Origin of the sequence: Martelella sp. UBA3392 (assembly GCF_002358775.1) — a bacterium.
Taxonomy (GTDB): domain Bacteria; phylum Pseudomonadota; class Alphaproteobacteria; order Rhizobiales; family Rhizobiaceae; genus Martelella; species Martelella mediterranea.
Genome location: NZ_DEPM01000186.1, coordinates 1 through 20,511, shown reverse-complemented (window position 1 = coordinate 20,511; position 20,511 = coordinate 1). Strand labels below are relative to the sequence as shown.

The 20,511-nt window shown below is 62.8% G+C and carries 21 protein-coding genes; 7 read left to right on the top strand and 14 right to left on the bottom strand.

What is annotated here, in order from left to right:
* From B4E36_RS14400 to metF, 3 genes are all read left to right on the top strand, one after another.
* Positions 1 to 1,320: LysM peptidoglycan-binding domain-containing protein (locus B4E36_RS14400; RefSeq protein ID WP_345900494.1), on the top strand; the 1,320-nt coding region annotated here is incomplete at its 5' end.
* A gap of 425 nt (positions 1,321 to 1,745) precedes the next feature.
* Positions 1,746 to 2,750, top strand: coding sequence for an ArsR/SmtB family transcription factor (locus B4E36_RS14395; protein WP_292058398.1), 1,005 nt, complete (start codon positions 1,746 to 1,748; stop codon positions 2,748 to 2,750).
* Positions 2,751 to 2,754: 4 nt separating this feature from the next.
* Positions 2,755 to 3,669 carry a methylenetetrahydrofolate reductase [NAD(P)H] gene (gene metF, locus B4E36_RS14390; RefSeq protein ID WP_292058401.1) on the top strand — a complete coding sequence of 305 codons (915 nt, stop codon included), beginning with the start codon at positions 2,755 to 2,757 and terminating at the stop codon, positions 3,667 to 3,669.
* 167 nt (positions 3,670 to 3,836) lie between these two features.
* Here the strand turns inward: metF and B4E36_RS14385 are convergent, their stop codons facing one another.
* Positions 3,837 to 5,717 carry an ABC-F family ATP-binding cassette domain-containing protein gene (locus tag B4E36_RS14385; protein ID WP_292058402.1) on the bottom strand — a complete coding sequence of 627 codons (1,881 nt, stop codon included), beginning with the start codon at positions 5,715 to 5,717 and terminating at the stop codon, positions 3,837 to 3,839.
* A 43-nt stretch (positions 5,718 to 5,760) separates the two neighbouring features.
* Complete coding sequence (locus tag B4E36_RS14380) at positions 5,761 to 6,273, bottom strand: DinB family protein (protein WP_292058404.1); 513 nt, start codon at positions 6,271 to 6,273, stop codon at positions 5,761 to 5,763.
* 136 nt (positions 6,274 to 6,409) lie between these two features.
* Here B4E36_RS14380 and B4E36_RS14375 point away from each other — a divergent pair, with 136 nt between their 5' ends.
* Both B4E36_RS14375 and ndk read left to right on the top strand, forming a co-directional pair.
* On the top strand, positions 6,410 to 7,078 hold the full coding sequence (locus B4E36_RS14375) for a glutathione S-transferase family protein (protein ID WP_292058405.1): 669 nt from the start codon (positions 6,410 to 6,412) through the stop codon (positions 7,076 to 7,078).
* Between the two features lie 97 nt (positions 7,079 to 7,175).
* Positions 7,176 to 7,598: a nucleoside-diphosphate kinase gene (gene ndk, locus B4E36_RS14370; protein ID WP_026173380.1), complete on the top strand. Its 423-nt coding sequence runs from the start codon at positions 7,176 to 7,178 to the stop codon at positions 7,596 to 7,598.
* 52 nt (positions 7,599 to 7,650) lie between these two features.
* On the opposite strand, the gene B4E36_RS14365 is transcribed toward ndk, so the two are convergent.
* From B4E36_RS14365 to B4E36_RS14340, 6 genes are all read right to left on the bottom strand, one after another.
* Positions 7,651 to 8,358, bottom strand: a complete 708-nt coding sequence (locus B4E36_RS14365) for a DJ-1/PfpI family protein (protein ID WP_292058409.1) — start codon at positions 8,356 to 8,358, stop codon at positions 7,651 to 7,653.
* Between the two features lie 112 nt (positions 8,359 to 8,470).
* A complete protein-coding gene (locus tag B4E36_RS14360; protein WP_292058411.1) occupies positions 8,471 to 8,932 on the bottom strand; it encodes a molybdenum cofactor biosynthesis protein MoaE in 462 nt (153 codons plus the stop codon).
* Positions 8,933 to 8,935: 3 nt separating this feature from the next.
* The gene (gene moaD / locus B4E36_RS14355; protein WP_018064256.1) at positions 8,936 to 9,190 is read right to left on the bottom strand and encodes a molybdopterin converting factor subunit 1; all 255 of its coding nucleotides are present in this window, start codon (positions 9,188 to 9,190) and stop codon (positions 8,936 to 8,938) included.
* Positions 9,187 to 9,783, bottom strand: a complete 597-nt coding sequence (gene pgsA, locus B4E36_RS14350; protein ID WP_292058414.1) for a CDP-diacylglycerol--glycerol-3-phosphate 3-phosphatidyltransferase — start codon at positions 9,781 to 9,783, stop codon at positions 9,187 to 9,189. The genes moaD and pgsA overlap by 4 nt, the downstream gene beginning before the upstream one ends.
* Before the next feature lie 128 nt (positions 9,784 to 9,911).
* Positions 9,912 to 11,939, bottom strand: a complete 2,028-nt coding sequence (gene uvrC, locus B4E36_RS14345) for an excinuclease ABC subunit UvrC (RefSeq protein WP_345900493.1) — start codon at positions 11,937 to 11,939, stop codon at positions 9,912 to 9,914.
* Positions 11,936 to 12,697, bottom strand: a complete 762-nt coding sequence (locus B4E36_RS14340; protein WP_292058420.1) for an SDR family oxidoreductase — start codon at positions 12,695 to 12,697, stop codon at positions 11,936 to 11,938. The genes uvrC and B4E36_RS14340 overlap by 4 nt, the downstream gene beginning before the upstream one ends.
* Before the next feature lie 300 nt (positions 12,698 to 12,997).
* Between B4E36_RS14340 and B4E36_RS14335 the strand changes: the two genes are divergently transcribed.
* A complete protein-coding gene (locus B4E36_RS14335) occupies positions 12,998 to 13,642 on the top strand; it encodes an outer membrane protein (protein ID WP_292058423.1) in 645 nt (214 codons plus the stop codon).
* A gap of 80 nt (positions 13,643 to 13,722) precedes the next feature.
* Here the strand turns inward: B4E36_RS14335 and B4E36_RS14330 are convergent, their stop codons facing one another.
* Positions 13,723 to 14,325 carry a glutathione S-transferase gene (locus B4E36_RS14330; protein ID WP_292058424.1) on the bottom strand — a complete coding sequence of 201 codons (603 nt, stop codon included), beginning with the start codon at positions 14,323 to 14,325 and terminating at the stop codon, positions 13,723 to 13,725.
* Positions 14,322 to 15,209 carry a 23S rRNA (adenine(2030)-N(6))-methyltransferase RlmJ gene (locus B4E36_RS14325; protein ID WP_292058425.1) on the bottom strand — a complete coding sequence of 296 codons (888 nt, stop codon included), beginning with the start codon at positions 15,207 to 15,209 and terminating at the stop codon, positions 14,322 to 14,324. Before B4E36_RS14325 ends, B4E36_RS14330 begins: the two co-directional genes overlap by 4 nt.
* Before the next feature lie 97 nt (positions 15,210 to 15,306).
* Here B4E36_RS14325 and B4E36_RS14320 point away from each other — a divergent pair, with 97 nt between their 5' ends.
* Positions 15,307 to 15,954, top strand: coding sequence for an NUDIX domain-containing protein (locus tag B4E36_RS14320; RefSeq protein ID WP_292058428.1), 648 nt, complete (start codon positions 15,307 to 15,309; stop codon positions 15,952 to 15,954).
* Here B4E36_RS14320 and B4E36_RS14315 read toward each other — a convergent pair.
* From B4E36_RS14315 to B4E36_RS14300, 4 genes are read right to left on the bottom strand one after another with little or no spacing between them, the layout of a single operon-like run.
* Entirely contained in the window at positions 15,937 to 17,970 is a 2,034-nt protein-coding gene (locus tag B4E36_RS14315; protein WP_292058430.1) for an NADH:flavin oxidoreductase, read from the bottom strand. The genes B4E36_RS14320 and B4E36_RS14315 overlap by 18 nt on opposite strands.
* Positions 17,971 to 18,022: 52 nt before the next feature.
* Positions 18,023 to 18,781 carry an amino acid ABC transporter ATP-binding protein gene (locus B4E36_RS14310; protein WP_018064246.1) on the bottom strand — a complete coding sequence of 253 codons (759 nt, stop codon included), beginning with the start codon at positions 18,779 to 18,781 and terminating at the stop codon, positions 18,023 to 18,025.
* Positions 18,782 to 18,797: 16 nt separating this feature from the next.
* The gene (locus tag B4E36_RS14305) at positions 18,798 to 19,607 is read right to left on the bottom strand and encodes an amino acid ABC transporter permease (protein ID WP_292058433.1); all 810 of its coding nucleotides are present in this window, start codon (positions 19,605 to 19,607) and stop codon (positions 18,798 to 18,800) included.
* Entirely contained in the window at positions 19,604 to 20,350 is a 747-nt protein-coding gene (locus B4E36_RS14300; RefSeq protein WP_292058435.1) for an amino acid ABC transporter permease, read from the bottom strand. The genes B4E36_RS14305 and B4E36_RS14300 overlap by 4 nt, the downstream gene beginning before the upstream one ends.
* Positions 20,351 to 20,511 lie beyond the last annotated feature (161 nt).

Below are 20,511 nucleotides of genomic sequence, written 5' to 3'. Positions count from 1 at the left end.
CCCGCCAATGTCGGCGGTGGCGGATATCAGGGCCTGCCATCCGCTTCCTCCGGCCAGGCCGTTTACAGCAATCAGCCGATCAATACCGCGACCACCGCCGGTTCGGGCGCCCGCATGGCGACCACGCCGGTGACAGTGCAGAGCAACACGCTGCCGCCGCCGGCAGCGCCAACGCAGACAGCGGCGCTTGCGCAGCCGGCCAATCCCGCGCCGCCGCCGGCCGCCGTCGGTCAGCCGAGCACGCTTCCCTCCAGCACCCAGGATGTGGCGACGCGCCGCGTGATGATGCGCTCGGACGAATCGCTCGCGGCCTTTGCCAGCCGCAACGGGGTCAGCGAGCAGGACCTTCTGCGCCTCAACGGGCTCACCAGCGCCTCGCAGGTGCGTCCGGGCCAGGTGCTTGTCGTTCCGGTCGTCTCCAGCCAGCCCTCGGTTGCCAAGTCGGCGAGCCAGAGCCAGGGCCTGCCGCCGGCAGCGCCGACGCAAATTCCCTCCGATACGCCCGATCAGCGCGTCGCTGTTCTGCCGGGAACGGCGGGCGTTCGCGAGCGTCAGAGCGTGGAGGCGACCAGTACGGCTTCCGCCGCCCGCAACGGCGAGAGCGGCGACGGCAATACCTATTCCGTCAAGAGCGGCGACAGCCTCTACACGATCGCGAAATCCTATGGCGTCACGGTCGATGCGCTGAAGGCGGCCAACGGCCTGACCTCGGCCAATATCCGCATCGGCCAGAAGCTTGTCATTCCGAGTCAGGCCGCGCCGGCCCAGCCGACGGCGCCGGTGCAGACCGCCGCCGCAGCGCCGACGACCCCGGTCAACAAGACCACTCAGACCGCCGACAGCCCCAAGCCCTACCAGCCGCCGGCTGCCGAAACGACGGCCGTCGTGGAAGAGGTTGCGGTGAGAACCGACGCGGGCGAAGACGTGCCGGAAGGCACCGGCATCACCACCTATCGCTGGCCCGTAAAGGGCGCGGTGGTCGTCGGCTTCGGCCAGCCCTATGGCGACGATATTTCCGAGGGCATCGATATTTCGGTTCCCCAGGGCACGCCGATCAAGGCCGCCGAAAACGGCGTCGTGGTCTATGCCGATGACGGGCTCTCCGACTACGGCAACGCGATCCTGATCCGCCATGACGACGGCCGGGTCACGGTCTACGGCTATGCCGAGGAGCTGAAGGTCAAGCGCGGCGACAGCGTCCAGCGCGGCCAGACCATCGCCACCTCCGGCATGAGCGGCAAGGCGCAGCGCCCCATGGTCCACTTCGAGGTCCGCGACAACACCACCGCCGTCGACCCGATGCCGTTCCTCAACGGCTGATAAGCCGACATTGAATTGCGAGACAGCTGCACGGCACTGAACGCCGTCGTCAGACTGCAGTCAAAGCCGAGGCTTTGACTATCGTATGTCGTCGGCCCCTCGTCTTGATCCGAGCATCCAGGCGGATTAAGTCGCTGAATTTGCGAAGACTTATGGCAAGCCCTTCCGGGCGGCCTGGATCCTCGGGTCAAGCCCGAGGATGACGCGGAATGTGGGGAGGCGTTTGTCAGCAGTCTGACGGCGCCGAGAGGCGCTGTTTTGCTTGTCCGGGCAATTTGCCGGCTGATCAGGTTCGCTGTTTCGCTTACACCACCTCGCGATGGTGGGCAGCACCGCTCTGCTATTGTACCATGCTTCATCAGCGGGCTTGCGTAAATCTCGCAATCTATATAAAGATATCTTTATATCTTGATGAAAGTCGGTAGATGGCGAAATTCGATCTGGAGACCATGGTGGAGGTGCTGAAGGCGGTGGGTGAGCCCACACGGCTCAGGCTGATCGCGCTGCTTTCGGCGGGCGACCTCACGGTTTCCGATCTTACCGACATTCTCGGCCAGTCGCAGCCGCGCATTTCGCGGCATCTGAAACTGCTTTCCGAAGCCGGCCTGATCGATCGCTATCAGGAGGGGGCGTGGGCCTATTTCCGGCTTCGCGACGAAGGCCCGCCCGCGCGCCTCGTGCGCCAGATTCTCGCCCATGCATCGCTGGAGGATTCGGCGCTGGAGCGCGACGTCGCCCGCCTCGCGGCGGTCAAGCAGGCGCGGGCGGAAAAGGCCGAAGCCTATTTCGCCCAGCATGCCGGCGAGTGGGACCAGATGCGTCGCCTTCACATTTCCGAGGCCGAGGTGGAAGACTGCCTCGTCAGCCTGATCGGCGACAAGCCGGTGCAGAACATGCTCGATCTCGGCACGGGCACCGGCCGCATGCTGCTGTTGCTGAAGGATGTCTATCGCCGCGCCGTCGGCATCGATGCCAGCCGCGACATGCTGGCCGTGGCCCGCGCCAACCTCGATGCCGAGGGGCTGACCCGCGCGGTTGTCCGGCTTGGCGATATTCTGAACCTGCCGCTGGAAAGCGAGGATTTCGATCTGGTGATCATCCATCAGGTGCTGCATTTCCTCGAAAACCCCGATGCCGCGATCGCGGAGGCCGCGCGCGTGATGCGACCGGGCGGACGGCTGGCGGTGATCGATTTCGCGCCGCATGACCTGGAATATCTGCGCGCCGACCATGCGCATCTGCGTCTCGGCTTTTCCCATCAGGCGATGGAAGACTGGATGCAGGAAGCCGGGCTTGACGTGGAAAAGGTGATCGATCTTCCGTTCGCGGCGGCGAGCGAACCGTCCCTGACGGTGACGGTCTGGCTTGCGCGCGATCCCCGCCGGCTGGTGGCCGGCGGCAATGAAAAGACTTTTGCGAGGAGTGTCTGAGGCAATGACCGATGGAACCGGCGCGCTGACGCGGCCGATCGAGTATTCGTTCGAATTTTTTCCACCCAAGAGCGAGGACGCCGCCGCCGGCTGGTGGCGGGCGGTGGAGGCGCTGTCGGCCTATGATCCCGCCTTCGTTTCCGTCACCTATGGCGCCGGCGCCTCCAGCCAGGCCCCGACCTTCGATGCCGTAAAGCGCCTGATCGATGAGACAGATCTGGTCACCGCCTCGCACCTGACGGTGGTGAAAGCCACCAGCGGCGAGGTCGATAACGTGATCCGCCGGTTCCGCGATGCCGGCGTGAAACGCTTCGTCGCCCTGCGCGGTGACGCGCCGGATGGCGTGGGCGCGGCCTATCGCCCGCATCCCGGCGGCTACGCCAATGCCGCGGCATTGGTGGCCGGGCTGAAGGCGATCGACGATTTCGATATCTCGGTTTCCGCCTATCCGGAAAAACACCCCGAAAGCGTCGATCGCGCCGCCGATATCGCGATGCTGAAGGCCAAGGCCGACAACGGCGCCGACCGCGCCCTGACCCAGTTCTTCTTCGACAATGACGTGTTCGAGGACTACCTCAACGATGTGCGCAGGGCAGGGGTGACGATCCCGGTCCTGCCCGGCATCATGCCGGTTCAGAACCTCAATCAGCTCAAGCGTTTTGCGGCGATGTGCGGTGCGAGCATTCCGGATTTCCTCGAAAAGCGGCTCGGAAACCTTGTCGATGATCCTGCGGCGCATTTCGAAGTGGCAGCCGATATCGCCGCCGAGCAGGTGCTCGATCTGCAGAAGCGCGGCATCTCCGAGTTCCACTTCTACACCATGAACCGCTCCAAGCTCCTGATCGCGGTGTTCGACCGCCTCGGCATCAAACCGGCCGAAAGCGCATCGGATGAAAAGATGCTGGGGCGCACTGGATAGCAGCCGGGTGACACGTCCTCGGACAGATGCCGGTGACCCTGAGCATTTCGCAGTCAGGTGGGAACACCTGACGTCCGCGAAAATGCGTCAAACCAAAGAGATCGAGCAGTTTCGCGTTTCCGTGAAACTGCTCTAGTCTTCACCGGCAATGCTTCCGTGACCGACGATCAGTCAGCCATGCCGGCTTCGTATTTCGCCGAAAGCGACAGCCATTCTTCCTCGATTTTGGAAAGCTCCGCCGCGGCGTTGGCGCGCGCCTGGATCATCACCTTCGCCTTTTCGGGCGACTGTGTGTAGAGCTTGGGATTGGCGAGATCGGCGTCGAGCCTGGCGATGATTGCCTCGATCTTCGCGGTCTTTTTCTCGGCCATGTCGATCTGCTTCTTCAGCGGCGCCATTGAGGCGCGCCGGTCGGCGGCGCTTCGGCGCTGTTCGGCCTTCGAGCGGGTATCCTCGACCGGCGTTTTGGCCGCCTTGGGCTTGCCGCCGGAGATGATCAGCTCGCGGTAATCCTCGAGGTCGCCGTCATAATTCTTCACCGTGCCGTCATGGACCAGCCACAGCCGGTCGACGGTGGCCTCGATCAGATGGCGGTCATGCGAGATCAGGATCACGGCGCCGGGATAATCGTTCAGCGCCTGGATCAGCGCGTTGCGGCTGTCGATGTCGAGATGGTTGGTCGGCTCGTCGAGGATCAGCAGGTTGGGCGCGTGGAAGGCGGCAAGGCCCATCAGGAGCCGCGCCTTCTCGCCGCCGGAAAGATCGCGCGCGGGCGTATCCATCTTCTCCGTCGCAAGGCCCATCTGGGCCACGCGGGCGCGCACCTTCGGTTCGGGGGCGGTCGGCATCAGCTTGCGCACATGGGCGATCGCGCTTTCGTCGGGCACGAGGTCATCGATCTGGTGCTGGGCGAAGAAACCGGTGAGAAGACCGGGGGCGAGCTTCAGCGTTCCGCTTTCCGGCTTCAGCCGGCCGGAGATGAACTTCGCGAAGGTCGACTTGCCGTTGCCGTTGGCACCAAGCAGCGCGATCCGGTCGTCATTGTCGAGGCGCAGGTTGAGCCCGGTCAGGATCGGTTTGCCTGGCGCATAGCCGACCGCGCCGTCCTCGATCGCGACGATCGGGGAGGCGGGTATCTTTTCCGGGGCAGGGAAGGAGAAACCCTGCACATGATCCTCGATTACCGCAGACACCGTGCCCATCCGCTCCAGCGCCTTGACCCGGCTTTGCGCCTGGCGGGCCTTGGAGGCCTTGGCCTTGAACCGGTCGATGAAGCTTTGCAGGTGCTTGCGCTGGGCCTCGTTCTTGGCATGCGCCTTCATCTGCAGCTCGTCCTGCGCCGCCTTCTGGCGGGCGAACTGGTCGTAGGAGCCGCGATAGAAGGTCAGCTTCTTCTGGTCGAGATGGACGATGGCGTTGGCCGCGGTGTTCAGGAGGTCGCGGTCATGCGAGATGATGATCACGCTGTAGGGATAGCGGCGGATGTAATCCTCCAGCCAGAGCGCGCCCTCGAGATCGAGATAGTTGGTCGGCTCATCGAGCAGCAGCAGGTCGGGCTCGGAAAACAGCACCGCCGCCAGCGCCACGCGCATGCGCCAGCCGCCGGAAAAAGACGAGGCGGGGCGCTTCTGGGCGGCTTCGTCGAAACCGAGGCCGGAGAGAATGCTGGCCGCGCGCGCTTCGGCTGAATGAGCATCGATATCGGCAAGCCGCGTGTGGATTTCGGCGATCCGGTCGGGGTCGCACGCGGTCTCGGCTTCGACGAGCAGCGCGGCGCGTTCCTTGTCTGCGGCGAGCACGATATCGATCAGCGGGTCTTCCGTGCCGGGCGCCTCCTGCGCCACCTGGCCGATCCGCGCGCGTTTGGGTAGCGACACAGTGCCGGTCTCGGGCGCAAGCGCGCCGGTCAGGACGCGAAACAGCGTCGACTTGCCGGCGCCGTTGCGCCCGACAAGCCCCGCCTTCATCCCGTCGGGGATGGAAACGGAGGCGTTTTCGATGAGCAGGCGTCCGGCGACGCGGACGGTAAGGTCGGATATCGAGATCATGCCAGCGGTTTTGTCTGAAACCGCACCGCTTGGCAAGCGATCTTCAGCCTTGCGGCAGCACGCTTCCTTCGGGGGTGCGCAGGAAGTAGATCATGTCCAATGCCAGCGACGGTTGCCCGAGCACCGTCAGCATCATGTGGACCTGGCCGCGGTGGTGAGTCTGGTGGTTGAAGAAATGCGCAAGCGTGGTGCCGATCCGGTCTGTATAGGTCTTGGGCGGGTTGCCGCGCTGATAGGAAAATGTTCCTTCGACGCTGTCGAGCCCGTCGATGAAGCTGATGATATTCTCGTCCATCGCTGCGCGCGCCGCCCTCAACGCCGTGAAATCATCGAACAGGATGGTGTCGAGCAGAACCGGACCGGTGTCCTTGCCCGCAAAACGCGTCATCCACACCCCGTCGGCATAGAGGACATGGTTGAGCGTGGCGTGGACGGAGGGGAAGAAGGCGCCCAGATCGCGACGATATTCCTCGTCGGACAGTTCGGCCGCCGCGGCGTAGACAAGGGCGTTGGCCCAGGCATTATAGGCGGCGAAACGGCGGAAGTGCTGTAACATTTAGCTCTCCTTTTGCGGCAGAATAGCGCCGTGCCGGCCGTACACCAGCGAGAAATTTTGATGGTTTCAGCAATAAGTCTCATGCGTCATCACCGCATGACGTGCTAACGTTTCAACCGCGACGAAGGAGTTTCTCATGGTTCGAATTCTCTACACGCTTTGCGGCGCCGATCCCGACATCCGCTTTTCCCCCCATTGTTGGAAAATCATCCTGGCCCTCAGGCATAAGGGGCTGGACTTTGAAGAAAAACCCGTCGGCTTCACCGAGATCGCCAAGCTCGAGAACGGGTTTTCGAAAACCGTGCCGATCCTGAAGGACGGCGACAAGCTGATCGCCGACAGTTTCGCGATCGCGCTCTATCTGGAGCAGACCTATCCGGAAGCGCCGTCGCTGTTCAGGGGCGAGGGAGGGGCCGGCATGGCGCGGTTCGTCGAGGCCTATTCCCAGTCGACCCTTCATCCCGCCATCACCCGGATCGCGCTCAAGCATATCCACGACATGCTGTCCCCGGTCGATCAGGCCTATTTCCGCGAAAGCCGGGAAGCGCGCCTCGGGGCGACGCTCGAAGAGGTCGCGACCGGGCGCGAGGCGGAAATCGCCGCTTTCGCCGACAAGCTGAAGCCGCTGAGGGTGACGCTGAAGAGCCAGCCCTTCATCGGCGGCAGCGAGCCGCTGTTTGCCGACTACATCGTCTTCGGAGCGCTGCAATGGGCGTTCAAGACCGGCAATCCCGACATTCTTGACGCCAATGACCCGGTGATGAACTGGTTCGAACGCTGCCAGGGCTTCACCGAAACGTCATAATCGACGCCTGAACAAATTCGTCGTGTCCGCCTGCTTCCATTCTGGCCGAAACCGCTTTATACACCGGCCAAATTTCATGAACGCAAAGGACGATAACATGGCGATTGAACGCACTTTTTCGATGATCAAGCCGGATGCCACCAAGCGCAACCTGACTGGCGCGATCACCAAGGTCTTCGAGGAAAACGGCCTTCGCGTCGTCGCCTCCAAGCGGGTATGGATGGCAAAGCGCGAGGCGGAAGCCTTCTACGCCGAGCACAAGGAGCGTCCGTTCTTCGGTGAACTCGTCGATTTCATGTGCTCGGGCCCGACCATCGTCCAGGTTCTGGAAGGCGAAAACGCCGTTCTGAAGAACCGCGAGATCATGGGCGCGACCAACCCGGAAAAGGCCGATGAAGGCACGATCCGCAAGACCTTCGCGCTGTCCATGGGCGAAAACTCGGTTCACGGCTCGGATGCCCCGGAAACCGCCAAGCGCGAAATCGCCTTCTGGTTCTCCGAAACCGAAATCGTCGGCTGATTCCTCAGTCGAACCGGCTTTAAGACCCGCGGCTTGCCGCGGGTTTTTTGTGTCAGCCCTTGCGCGCTGCGAGGCGTTCGGCGGCGCGTTCGCTGGCGGAGCGGCGGCTGGACTGGAACATGTGGAGGCGGGCGCGCACCGCGTCGACGATTTCCGGCGGCGCGGTCTTCGGCGTGCCGCAGCGATAGGGCGGTTCGGGATCGTATTCCATCTGGAGCTGGATCTGCTGGGCGGTCGCCCGGTCGGTCATGTCCTCCACCACCCGCAAGGCGAAATCGATGCCGGAGGTGACGCCGGCGCCGGTGATGCGGTTGCGGTCGACAACCACGCGCTCATGCACCGGCTTGGCGCCGAACAGCGCCAGTTGCTCGACCGAGGTCCAGTGCGAGGTGGCGCGATAGCCCTCAAGCAGGCCCGCCGCCCCCAGCACCAGCGAACCGGTGCAAACCGAGGTCACCAGCCGGCAGCCGGGCGCGATCCGGCGCAGGAAATTCAGCGTCTCGTCGTCATCCATCAGCGCGATCTGGCCGGGGCCGCCGGGAACGCAGACGATATCGAGGCTCTGGCACTGGCCGAATGTGGTGTTGGGCAGCACGCGCAGCCCGCGATCGACGATCACCGGATCGAGGTTTTTCCAGAGGAACTTGATGTTTGTGCCCGGCATGCGATTGAGAACGTCGGCGGGCCCGAACAGATCCAGCTGGGTCAGGCCAGGATACATGATCAAGCCGACATCTATGGAAGCGGCATTGGCGGGCATGGCGGTCCTCGTCGCGCGGTAAATCGATTGAAAGACGTCGTCAGCAGGATAGAGCGATTTACAATCCGGGCAAGCCCTGCAATCGCGCTTCTACAGCAAGATCGTGTCCGTTTTATTGCCAGCGGTCGCGGGCGTGGTCATCCTGTTCGCGGGCGCTGACCCATTCGCCGGAGCCGCCATCCTTGAGGTGTTCCTTTTTCCAGAACGGCGCGTCGGTTTTCAGGAAGTCCATGACGAAGGATGCGCCCTCAAAGGCGGCATGGCGGTGACTGGCGGCGGCGATCACCACCACGATCGGATCGCCGGGCAGCATGCGGCCGAAGCGATGGATCACCGTCAGGCCCAGCAGGCCGAAACGCTCGATTGCCTGTTGGCCGATCCGCGCGATCTCTTCTTCGGCCATGCCGGGATAGTGCTCGAGCTCCAGCGCCTCAAGCCTGCCGCCATCGTCGCGGCAGTGACCGGTAAAGCTCACCGTCGCGCCGATATCCGGGCGGCCACCGGTGATACTGTCTATTTCTGACGCGATATCAAAGGTTTCAGCTTGTATCCTGATCTTCGGTACGACCTGCATGCCTCACCCGCCCGTCATCGGGGGAAACAGCGCGATCTCGCGCGCGCCGGCGATCGGGGCGTCGTGCTCGGCGTGGAACTTGTCGAGCGCGACCCGGATCACCTCCGGTTCGGCAAGGGCGGCGGCATAATTGTCGCCGCGCGCCTGCAGGAAGGCGAGCAGGCCGGCGACATCCGTTACCTCGGCGGGAATATCCAGTTCCTCCTCGCCGGTCCCGATCCGCTCGCGCACCCATGCAAAATAGACAAGCCTGGTCATCGCTCCGCCTCCACGACATGTTTCAGCCCGGCGCGGAAATAGTCATAGCCGGTATACATTGTCAGCGCGGCCGCGACCCAGAGCAGCACGATGCCGAGATTGGTGGTGTAGGGGATCACCTTGTCGCCGGCGGGGCCGGCCAGCAGCAGGCCGATCGCCACCATCTGGAAGGTGGTCTTCCACTTGGCGATGCGGGTGACCGGGACCGAGACCTTGAGGCCGGCCAGATATTCGCGCAGGCCCGACACCAGCACCTCGCGGCACAGGATGATGATCGCCGCCCACAGCGACCAGCCGGCAATCGTGCGTTCGACATCGGCGGCGAGCAGCAGAAGGCAGGTGGAGACCAGCAGTTTGTCGGCGATCGGGTCCAGCATGCGTCCGATATTGGAGGTCTGGTTCCAGGCGCGGGCGAGGTAGCCGTCTAGGAAGTCGGTGACCGAGGCGATCAGGAAGATCGTCAGCGCCGCCCAGCGGGCGGAATCGGAGCTCGAAAGCTTCCCCTCAAGAAAGAAGCAGAGCACGATCAGCGGAACCGCCAGAATGCGCCCATAGGTCAGGAGGTTGGGTAGGTTGTAAGCTTTCGATGCCATCGCGTCATTCCATCTGCTCGGGCGGGCAGGTCGCGCCCAGCCGCAAGATGCTTCCAATGCAACCCCGCGGTCAATGCGGCGCGGCATTAAACCTGTGACAGGTTTTCAAAATTTCCGAAAGCCGGCCATCATTTGCCGCCGCCCTCGTGAAAATGGTTGTAGATCAGCCGCGCCATCGCCTCGGAAATTCCGTCGACGCCGGCAAGATCGGAAAGTCCCGCGCGCGACACCGCCTTGGCCGAGCCGAAATGCTGCAACAGCGCGCGCTTGCGCGATGGCCCGATGCCGGCGATCTCGTCGAGCGGGTTTCTGACCATCTCCTTCTTGCGCCGCGCCCGGTGGGAGCCGATCGCGAAGCGATGGGCCTCGTCGCGCAGGCGCTGGATGAAATAAAGCACCGGATCACGCGGCGGCAGCGAGAAATCGGGCCGGCCCGCCATGAAGAAGCGCTCGCGGCCCGCCTCGCGGTCGGCACCCTTGGCGACGCCGATCGCGGTGACCGCCTCGGTGATGCCGAGATCCTCCAGAATCTTGCGCACCGCCGACATCTGCCCCTGACCGCCGTCGATCAGGATCACATCCGGCCACGCCGGGAAGGGGGCGTCGCCGTCACCTTCCGGCGCAACGCTGTGGTCGGAGCTGCGGTCGGGAATGCCATGCTCCTTGATCAGCCGCGCGAAACGGCGGGTCATGACCTCGCGCATCATGCCGAAGTCGTCGCCGGGGGTGATCTCGGTCGATTTGATGTTGAACTTGCGATACTGCGCCTTCACGAAGCCGTCGGGACCGGCGACGATCATGCCGCCCACCGCATTGGTGCCCATGATGTGGGAGTTGTCGTAGACCTCGATCCGGCGCGGCGGCTGGGGCAGGCCGAAGGTTTCGGCGAAGCCTTCCAGCAGGCGCGATTGCGTCGCGGTCTCGGCAAGCTTGCGGCCATGGGCCTCGCGGGCATTGGCAAGGCCGTGCTCGACCGCCTCGCGCTTTTCCCCACGCTTCGGCACGGTGATCTGGACCTTGCGTTCGGCGCGCTCCGAAAGCGCCAGTTCGAGCAGCGCCTGCTCCTCGATCTCTTCCGACAGGAATATATTCCTCGGGATCGGCTTGTCGTCATAAAACTGCGCCAGGAAGGCGTTCAAGATTTCCGCGCCAGTCAGCGATGGATCGGCCTTGGGGAAATAGGCGCGATTGCCCCAGTTCTGGCCGGTGCGGTAGAAGAACACCTGAATGCAGCAGAGCCCGCCCTCATTGTGGATCGCGAACACGTCTGCTTCCTCGATGCCGGCCGGATTGACGCCCTGATGGCCGAGCACGTGCGAGAGCGCGGACAGGCGGTCGCGATAGATCGCGGCGCGTTCGAAATCGAGGTTTTCCGACGCAGCGTTCATCGCCTCCGCGAGTTCGGCATGAACCTGCTTGCTCTTGCCCGACAGGAAGGCGCGGGCCTCGTCGACCAGTTCAGCATAATCCTCTTTCGATATCTCGCCGGTGCAGGGCGCGGCGCAGCGCTTGATCTGGTAGAGCAGGCAGGGGCGCGTCCGGCTTTCATAGACGCTGTCGGTGCAGGAGCGAATCAGGAAGGCGCGCTGCATGGCATTGATGGTGCGCCCGACCGCGCCGGCCGACGCGAAGGGGCCATAATAGTCCCCCTTGCGGGCGCGCGCGCCGCGATGCTTGAACAAAGCGGGCGCCTCGTGGTCGCCGGTGATCAGAATATAGGGAAACGACTTGTCATCGCGCAGCAAAACATTAAAGCGCGGCCGCAACCTCTTGATTAGATTGGCTTCCAGCAGCAGGGCTTCGGTTTCCGTCCTGGTGGTGACGAATTCCATATGGGCGGTCTGCGCGACCATGCGGGTGATGCGGTTGGAGTGGCCGCGGCCTTGCGCATAATTGGTGACGCGTTTTTTCAGAGACCGCGCCTTGCCGACATAGAGCACGTCGCCATTGGCATTGAACATGCGGTAGACGCCGGGCGCATTCGGCAGGCGCTTGACGAATTCGGCGATCAGTTCCGCGCCCTTCAGCGCGTGCTGCTCGCTCGCCGCGTCATTCCACTGGATCGCGTCGGCCGACGGTATGGCGACCTCCGGCAGGCCGTCGTCGTCATCTCTGTCGTCATAAACAATGCCGCCATCAGGCGCGTTGCGTGTCATTCATTGATACCCGTTACGTCCGGTGTTTCCCAGGCCAGGTGCTGCCCGCCATCGAGCGCGATCATCTGGCCGGTGATCGAGGGCGTTTCGTAAAGATAGCGAATCGTCGCCGCGAATTCCGAAAGCGCCGGTCCTCGTCTTAAGATAAGCGTTCCGATCTGGCTTTCAAAATCCTCGTCGCTCTGGCGGATGTTTTTCAGCGTCGGGCCGGGGCCGATGGCGTTGACGCGGATGTTCGGCGCGAAGGCCTGCGCCATGGTCTGGGTCGCGGTCCAAAGCGTGCTCTTGGACAGCGTATAGCTGAAGAAGCGCGGCGTGAGCGCCCAGACCCGCTGGTCGATCATGTTGACGATCAGGCCGCCATCCGCCTGTTTGGCGAAATGCTCCGAAAGGATCAGCGGCGCCTTCACATGGATCGCGAAATGGCGGTCGAACCGGTTGGTGTCGAAATGCGCGGCTGCGTCATCCTCGAACAGCGAGGCGTTGTTGACCAGGATATCGACCGGCCCCATCGCATCGTTCACCGCCGCGACCAACCGGCCCGTCTGGTCGCCGTCGAGAAGATCGGCCCGGAAGACGCGCGCGTCAATTCCGGTTTCGCGCAGTGCTTGCGCCGCCGATTCCGCCTCGTCGATACTCTGATTGGCATGGATTGCCACATTGAAGCCGTAATTGGCCATGCCCTCGACGATGGCACGGCCAAGTCTTTTCGCGCCGCCGGTGACGAGAACGGTTCTGGAGCGCGGGTTTTGCTGCATATATCGATCCTCTGGTCGGCGTTGCGAAGCTTATATCGTCTTGTCGCAGCAACAACCAAGTGGAAGTTGGTGCGCTTACGGAGCGGGGCGGAAGCGGCGACCACGCAACGATATGGCAGATTTAAATATAAATAATGTATTAACTTTGATTTTCTCAGTTTATTTTTGTATAAATTCATTGTTAACGATATATATGAAGGGTTTATCGAAAGCATTGATAACATAATTAATCGCGCCTATCTCATTTCTTAAGTGCTTTACGCGCAGATACGACAGCGAAGCACAAAAAGGAGAGACAAGATGCGGAATATCAAAACGACGACCGCCGTCGCGATGGCGGTACTGGTAGGCGCTGGCGCGGCACAGGCCGCAGACGCCATCGTCTCCACGCCTTATGAACCGAGCCCGGTCAGCTATGCTCAGCCGGCCAAGATTTCGAACTGGAGCGGCTTCTACCTCGGCGGCGCCGCCAACTGGGACTGGGGTACGTTCGACGAGGGCGACTTCAAGGCCGATGGCTGGGGCGGCACGCTGTTCGGCGGCTACAACATGCAGAGCGGCAATATCGTCTACGGCGTCGAAGCCGACCTCGCCACCTCGAACCAGAGTGAAGTCGTGTTCCCGAACGTGAAGATGGAGCAGGGCGTCAATGGCTCGCTGCGCGGCCGCGTCGGTTTCGCGATGGATCCGGTTCTGCTCTACGGCACGGCCGGTCTTGCCGGTTCCAAGCTGGTCGCCAAGCAGGCCGGCGACAAGGACACGCAGATGGGCTGGGGCTGGACTGTCGGCGCCGGTGCCGAAGCCATGGTCACGGAAAACATCTCCGCCCGCCTGGAATACCGCTACACCGATTACGGCAAGCAGGATTTCAAGCTGAACGGCGCGACCTATGAGCGCGGCTTTCAGGAAAACACCGTCAAGGTCGGTCTCGGCGTTCACTTCTGAGAACCCGACAACGCCTGATGCAGGGAGGCTCGCCGCAAGGCGGGCCTTTTTCGTTTTGACCCGCGGTGGCGAGCCGCTGATTATGCCTGCGGCCGCAGCCGGCCATAATCGGGAAAGCGCTCCTCGAATGCCGCCGGCCAGTTGACGAGGCGGACGCGGTGTTCTTCCCACTGGCCGGGAAAGCGCAGCATGAGATAGCCGAGCAGGCTGGCAAGCGCGAAATGGCCGGCATTGAGCCGCTTGCCGAATTTCGGCGGATGGGCGTCCAGATGATCGAGCCCGCGGCGCACCTTGTCCCACTGGCGATCGACCCAGGGCTGGTGCCATGTTTCCGGCGAGCGGAAGCGCGTCTCATAGATCACCAGGATGGCGGCGTCGCAGATGCCGTCGCTGAGCGCCTCGGTGCGTTCCACCGCCGCGCGCTTTTCCGGGTTGCGCGGATAGATCCGGGCATCCTCGCCGGCAATCGCGTTCAGATAGTGCATGATGGTGCGGCTGTCGTAGAAAGTCTCGCCCTCGTCGGTGACCAGCGTCGGGATCTTGCCGAGCGGGTTGGCCACGAGGAGGTCTTCCGGATTGTCCTGCGTCGCCGTGGGCACGAGGTCAAGCCCGATGCCCAGATGGTGGGCCGCCATCACCACCTTGGTGGAGAAGGGCGAGGCGGGGGCATAAAACAGTTTCATCGGCCGTCTTCTTTCTCGTGGGCGGTCTCGCCGGCGATCCAGAAGCTTCCGGCGCGGGCAAAACGGTCCTGCGCCAGGCAGGTCTTCAGATAGGGCAGCAGAATATCGAGTTCACCTGCCAGCGTATAGGGCGGATTGACGATGACGAGGCCCGAGCCCGCAAGCCCGTCGGTGTCGCGGTCGCTTCTGACGACGAGTTCCGCGCAGAGGATTTTCGGGATCGCCAGCTCCTTCAGCTTCTGATGGAAGGCGGCGACCGGCGCGCCGGTCTTGATCGGATACCAAAGCAGATAGGTGCCGGTCGCGAATCGGCGGTGGGCCTTCGCCAGACCGTCTGCGAGACGATCGAATTCGCCCGGCTCCTCGAAGGGCGGATCGACCAGCACGATGCCGCGCCGCTCCTTGGGCGGCAGATGGCCGGCAAGCGCAAGCCAGCCGTCGAGATGGGTGGCGCGGACCTGATAATCGCCGTCGAACGCGGCATGCAGGGTCTCGTAGTCGGCCGGATGCAGTTCCATCAGCGACAGCCGGTCCTGCTTGCGCAACAGCATGCGAGCAAGGCGGGGCGAGCCCGGATAGGATTTTATTCCGCCGTCCGGGCCCATTTCCGGATTGAGGACGCGCACGCAGTCGAGATAGGGCCGGAGCAGGGGAGCGACCTTTTCGGGCAGGTCGGCATCAAGCAGCCTTCCGATGCCGTCCCGCCATTCTCCGGTCTTTTCCGCTTCCCCGCTCGAAAGATCGTACTGGCCGATGCCCGCATGGGTGTCGAGCACCCGGAAGGCGGCCTCCTTGCGCTTGAAATAGCCGATGACATTGGCGAGCACGGCGTGTTTCAGAACGTCGGCGAAATTGCCGGCGTGGTAGATATGGCGGTAATTCATCGCGTCCTCGCATTGCCTTTGGCCGCGATGGTATTAAGAGTCTCGCCATCGCTTTACAAGCGGCTCGCCGCCCGCCCGCTTTCAACAAGGATTTCCCATGACCACGGAACGCGCCCGAATCCTCCAGAAAAATGTGCTGTTCGAAGGCTGGAGCCGGATCGTCGAATATGTTTTCCACTACCGCGACAGTAAGGGGCGCGAAAGCGACCGCTCCTGGGAGGTCTGCGAGCGGCCGGAGGCGGCCTCCGTTCTGGTCTATGACAGCGATCTCGGCAGGTTCGTGCTGGTGCGCCAGTTCCGCGTGCCGGTGTTTGCCATGGGCAATCGCGACGGTTTTTTGCTCGAGGCCGCGGCGGGACTGATCGACGACGGCGAGACGCCCGAGCATGCCGGTATCCGCGAGGCTCGCGAAGAGACCGGTTATGCGGTGGGTGCGCTTATCCCCATCAGTGCCATGATCTCCGCGCCGGGCATCCTCACCGAGGTGGTCCACTGCTTCGCGGCGGTTGCCGACAGCAGCATGCGGCTCGAGGATGGCGGCGGGCTCGCCGATGAACACGAAGACATCGAGATCGTCACGCTCACGCTCGACGAGGCGATGGCGATGGTGGCTTCCGGCGAGATCAGCGACGCCAAGACGATCATCATGCTGCAATGGGCGGCGATGAACCGGTCGGTATTTGGAGCTGATGTTGAAAACGAATGCAACTCCAATTCCGCGCCAGGCTTAGCAGACAGAGCATAGCCTCAAGGCATCATAGATCGCCGCATGGACATTGCGGGAGGACTGGGCGTCGCCGATGCGATGCAGTTCGAAGCCCGCGCGGGCCATGGGCTGCGGCGCCAGGTTCTTGAGCGCATGGAGATCGGTGACGCCGTCATTGCCGGAGCGGCCGCGCAATTCCGCGAAGGCGTCGTCGATCGGGATCGTGCCCATCTCGACGACAACCTGATCGACGACGCGTTCCTCGCTCTCGTGGGTGAGTTCGTTGATCAGGACCGCTTCCAGCCGGTTACCGGTTTTCCTGACCTCGGTGAGGCGCAGGTGCGGATCGGCGCGCAAGCCTGCCTTGGTGAATTCCTTGTGCCAGCGGATGATCTCCGGATAGACGAGATCCTGTCCGATATTGGTATCGATCGTGGCAAGCTGCACCCGCGCGCCCTCGTTCATCGCCGTCTGTGCCGCGAGCAGCGCCGGGTGGCGGCCGGTATTGTCCCAGACGAGAACATCGCCCTGCGGCTTGACCTGCCGGCCGACAATATCCCAGGCGCTCAGGACGAATTCCTCGCCGGGACCGAATGCCGTCTGGGGAACGCCGCCGGTTGCGAGAATCACCAGATCGGCGTCGAGTTCCAGAATATCCGCCGCATCCATATAGCGGTTGCATTCGATCTGAACGCCGAGGATTTCGAGTTCCGCAAGACGCCAGTCGATGATGCCGACGAGATCGCGCCTCCAGCCATTGGCGGCAAGCAGAAGCTGTCCCCCTGGCTGCGGACCAGCCTCGAAGACCCTGACCTTGTGTCCGCGTTCGGCGAGCACGCGGGCGGCTTCAAGTCCCGCCGGGCCTGCTCCGATGACGATCGCGTCGCGCTGCTTCTCGGCCTTTGCGATGTCGTGGCCGACGGTCAGCTCCCGACCGGTCGCGGCATTGTGCAGACAGCGCGGACGATGGGCCGATTGACAGTGGCCGGCGCCGACACAGGGGCGGATGCGTTCTTCCTCGCCACGCATCAGCTTGGCGACCATGTGCGGGTCCGTCATCTGCGGCCGGGTGAGGCCCGCCATGTCGATATGGCCTTCGGAGACGGCAAACCGCGCCGATGCCATGTCGGAGAGTTTGGCGGCATGAAAGACCGGCAGCCCGACCGCGCGCTTGAAATGTCCCACGGCCTTGACCCAGGGTGCGGCCGGGGATCCCATGCCGGGAAAGGTCTCCTCCGAGAGCGCGCGGGCGGTGTCCATCGAGCCGTAGAGCGCGTTGAAGAAATCGACGGCGCCTTCGCGCTGCAGGATCTGCGCCGCCGCGATGCATTCCTCGGCCGAGAGCGCGCCATCGATGCCCTCATCGACGACGAAACGCATGCCGACGATGAAATCGTCGCTGACATTGCGGCGGATTTCGTCATGCACCATCAGCGCGAAGCGGATGCGATTGTCGAGCGATCCGCCGAAACGGTCGGTGCGGTGGTTGGTTTTCGGCGAGAGGAACTGGCCGATGATGTGGCCGGACGCCAAGGTCTCGATCCCGTCGAGCCCGCCTTCCTCACAGCGCCGCGCGGCCTGGCCGTAGGCTTTGACCACGCGGTCGATGTCATGCTCGTCCATTTCGCGCGGAATGGCGCGGTGCAGGGTTTCGCGGATCGGCGACGGGCCGATGGCCGGCAGCCAGTCCTGCGCGTAAGGGTCGCCCCGGCGTCCCAGATGGGTGATCTGGCACATCAGCGCCGCGCCATGGGCGTGCATGCGCTCGGAAAAGCGCTGCAGATGCGGGATGATTGCGTCCACGCCGACATTGAGCTGCTGGAAGATGTTCGGGCTGTCGATATCGACATTCGATGACCCGCCGAACATCGACAGCGCTATGCCGCCCTTGGCCTTTTCCTCGTGATAGGCCTGGTAGGCTTCCTGCGGAAAGCCGTCCTTCTGCAATCCGCAGGCATGCGCCGTGCTCATGATGCGGTTGCGCAGGGTCAGTTTCTTGATGGTCAGCGGCTGAAGCAGCGGATCCCGCTTCGCGCCCCGGTTCTGGTCGCTCATCTCTATTCTCCCACGGATGCGTTTCCTCCAAGATCGGTCTTGTCGACGACCTTCAGAGCACCTTGGACAGGAATTCCCGTGTCCGCGGATCCTTTGGCGCGTCAAACAGCTCCGCAGGCGGTCCGCTTTCGACGATCCTGCCGGAATCCGTGAAATAGACCCGGTCGGAAATTTCCTTGGCGAAGCCCATTTCGTGGGTGACGAGCACGCAGGTCATGCCTTCCTCCGCCAGTTCGCGGATGGTGAAGAGCACCTCGTTGACCGTTTCCGGGTCGAGCGCGGCGGTAACTTCGTCAAACAGCATGATATCGGGGCGCATGCAGAGGCTGCGGGCGATCGCCACGCGCTGCTGCTGGCCGCCCGAGAGCTCTAGCGGATAGGCGTCTTCCTTGTCGCGCAGCTGCACCTTCTCGAGAAGCGCGCGGGCGCGCTTTTCGACCTCGGCCTTGTTCTCGCGCAGCACGAGGACCGGGGCCATCATGACGTTCTGCAAAACGGTGCGATGCGGGAACAGATTGTATTGCTGAAAGACCATTCCGACCTTGCGGCGCAGGGCCAGCTTGTCGAGCTTTTCGTCATGCACTTCCTGGCCTTCCACCATAACCGAGCCGGCGTTTACGGGGGTAAGGCCGTTGATGGTGCGGATGAGGGTGGATTTTCCCGAGCCCGACGGCCCGATGATGCAGATGACCTCGCCCTTCTTCACTTCCAGATCGATGCCCTTGAGGACTTCGAAATCGCCAAAGGACTTGCGCACATTGCGCATCGAGATGATCGGTTGGTCAGGGGTCCAGCTGTTTTCAGCATTCATGTGAGACAGTCCCTTGTCAGGATCCGGCGGAGAAGCGGCGCTCGAGCCGGCGCGTGTAGATGGAAAGCGGATAGATGAACACAAAGAAGATCGTCATCAGGAACAGATAGAACGGGATCAGGAATTCCGGCCGCGAACCGGCGGCTTCCATGGCGGCCTGGGTATTGCCGAGCGCCTCGCTGACGCCGAGGATAGCGGCCATCGGCGTCATCAGCGTCAACAGGGCGTACCAGTTCATCCAGGGCGGCAGCATGCGGCGCACGCATTGCGGCAGGATGATGTAACGCAGCGTCTGGCCGCGCGTGAAGGCCAGGCTTTCGGCGCTTTCCCACTGGCCGGAGGGGATGGAGGCAATCGCGCCGCGCAGGATTTCGGCGATGTTCGCCATCACCGGAAGGGCAAAACCGATCGTTGCCTTCACCCAGTCGGGGATGAGGACCTTCTCGCCGCCCGGCAGCGTGACCTGGAACGGAACGAGAAGCATGATCGCGAACAGGATCACCAGCCACGGCGAATTGCGGAAAAGGTGGGTCACAAATTTTGCCGGCAGGCGGATGAATGCGCTGGGGCTGATCTGCATGAAGCCGAGGAACAGCCCGGTCACGGTCGCAAGCGCCATGGCCAGCACGCTCATCAAGAGGTTGAGAAGAAAACCCTTGAGGATGAAGGGTATCCACGTGACGAGTGCGGAGAAGGCCGACATCTGGCCGGAGCCGGCATCCTGCGCTTCTGCGGTGAATGTCGTGGCGAGGGTGGCGGCGATGCAGAGGCCGCCGACGATTGCGGGCGCGCGCCAGGTCAGTCTGGCAACCGAATAGGACATCATTGGCCGTATCCTTTCAGCGCAAGCTTGCGTTCGAGAAACGACATGATCTGCGCGATGACGGCGACGAGCAGGATGTAGAACACAAACAGCAGGACCATCATCTCGGAGACATTGAGGCTGTCGGACCAGATATTGGCGAGCGAATAGGTGATTTCGGGAACCGCGATCACATAGGCAAGCGAGGAGGTCTTGGCGAGACTGATGATGTTGTTGGTGAGCGCCGGCAGACAGAAACGGAAGGCGAGCGGCAGGGTGATGTAGATGAATATCTTGAGGTCGGAGAAGCCCAGCGCCTCAGCCGCTTCCTTGGTGTGGTGCGGGACCGCCTCGACGCCCGATCGGAAGATCTCGACATTGTAGGCGCCGCCGAAAATGCCGATGGCGATCACCGCCCAGCCGAATGCGCCGATGATCGGCTCGTACCATCCGCCCATGTCGACCTGCGGCGTGATCGCGCCGAGGCCGAAATAGAAAAACAGAAGCTGCACGATGGGGGGCGTATTGCGGAAAACCTCGATATAGGCCGCGACGACGATGCGCAGAAGTCTCGATTTCGAGGTTTGGGCGCCAGCGCCAAGGACGCCGATGACAAGCGACAAGGCGATGATGGCCGAGATCAGCTTGACCGAGATCCACATGCCCTCGACGAAACGCGACCAGTCATAGGGGTCATGGAACGGCGAGAAATTGATGCCTGCCGTCTCGTTCAGCCGTTCAAAAAACGGTGCGGTGATCTCTAGCAAGGAGGACATTCTCCTGTCTTACCGGGTTACGACTGGCCGGCCGCCCGACGGGGCCGATGGTTTGTCTCGAGTAGCATGCTCGCGGGACCATCGGGCGACTTGTCCGCATCGCCCGATGCTCCGGCGGCGATGCGCCCTGGAGCGCCGTGCATCCATTCGGA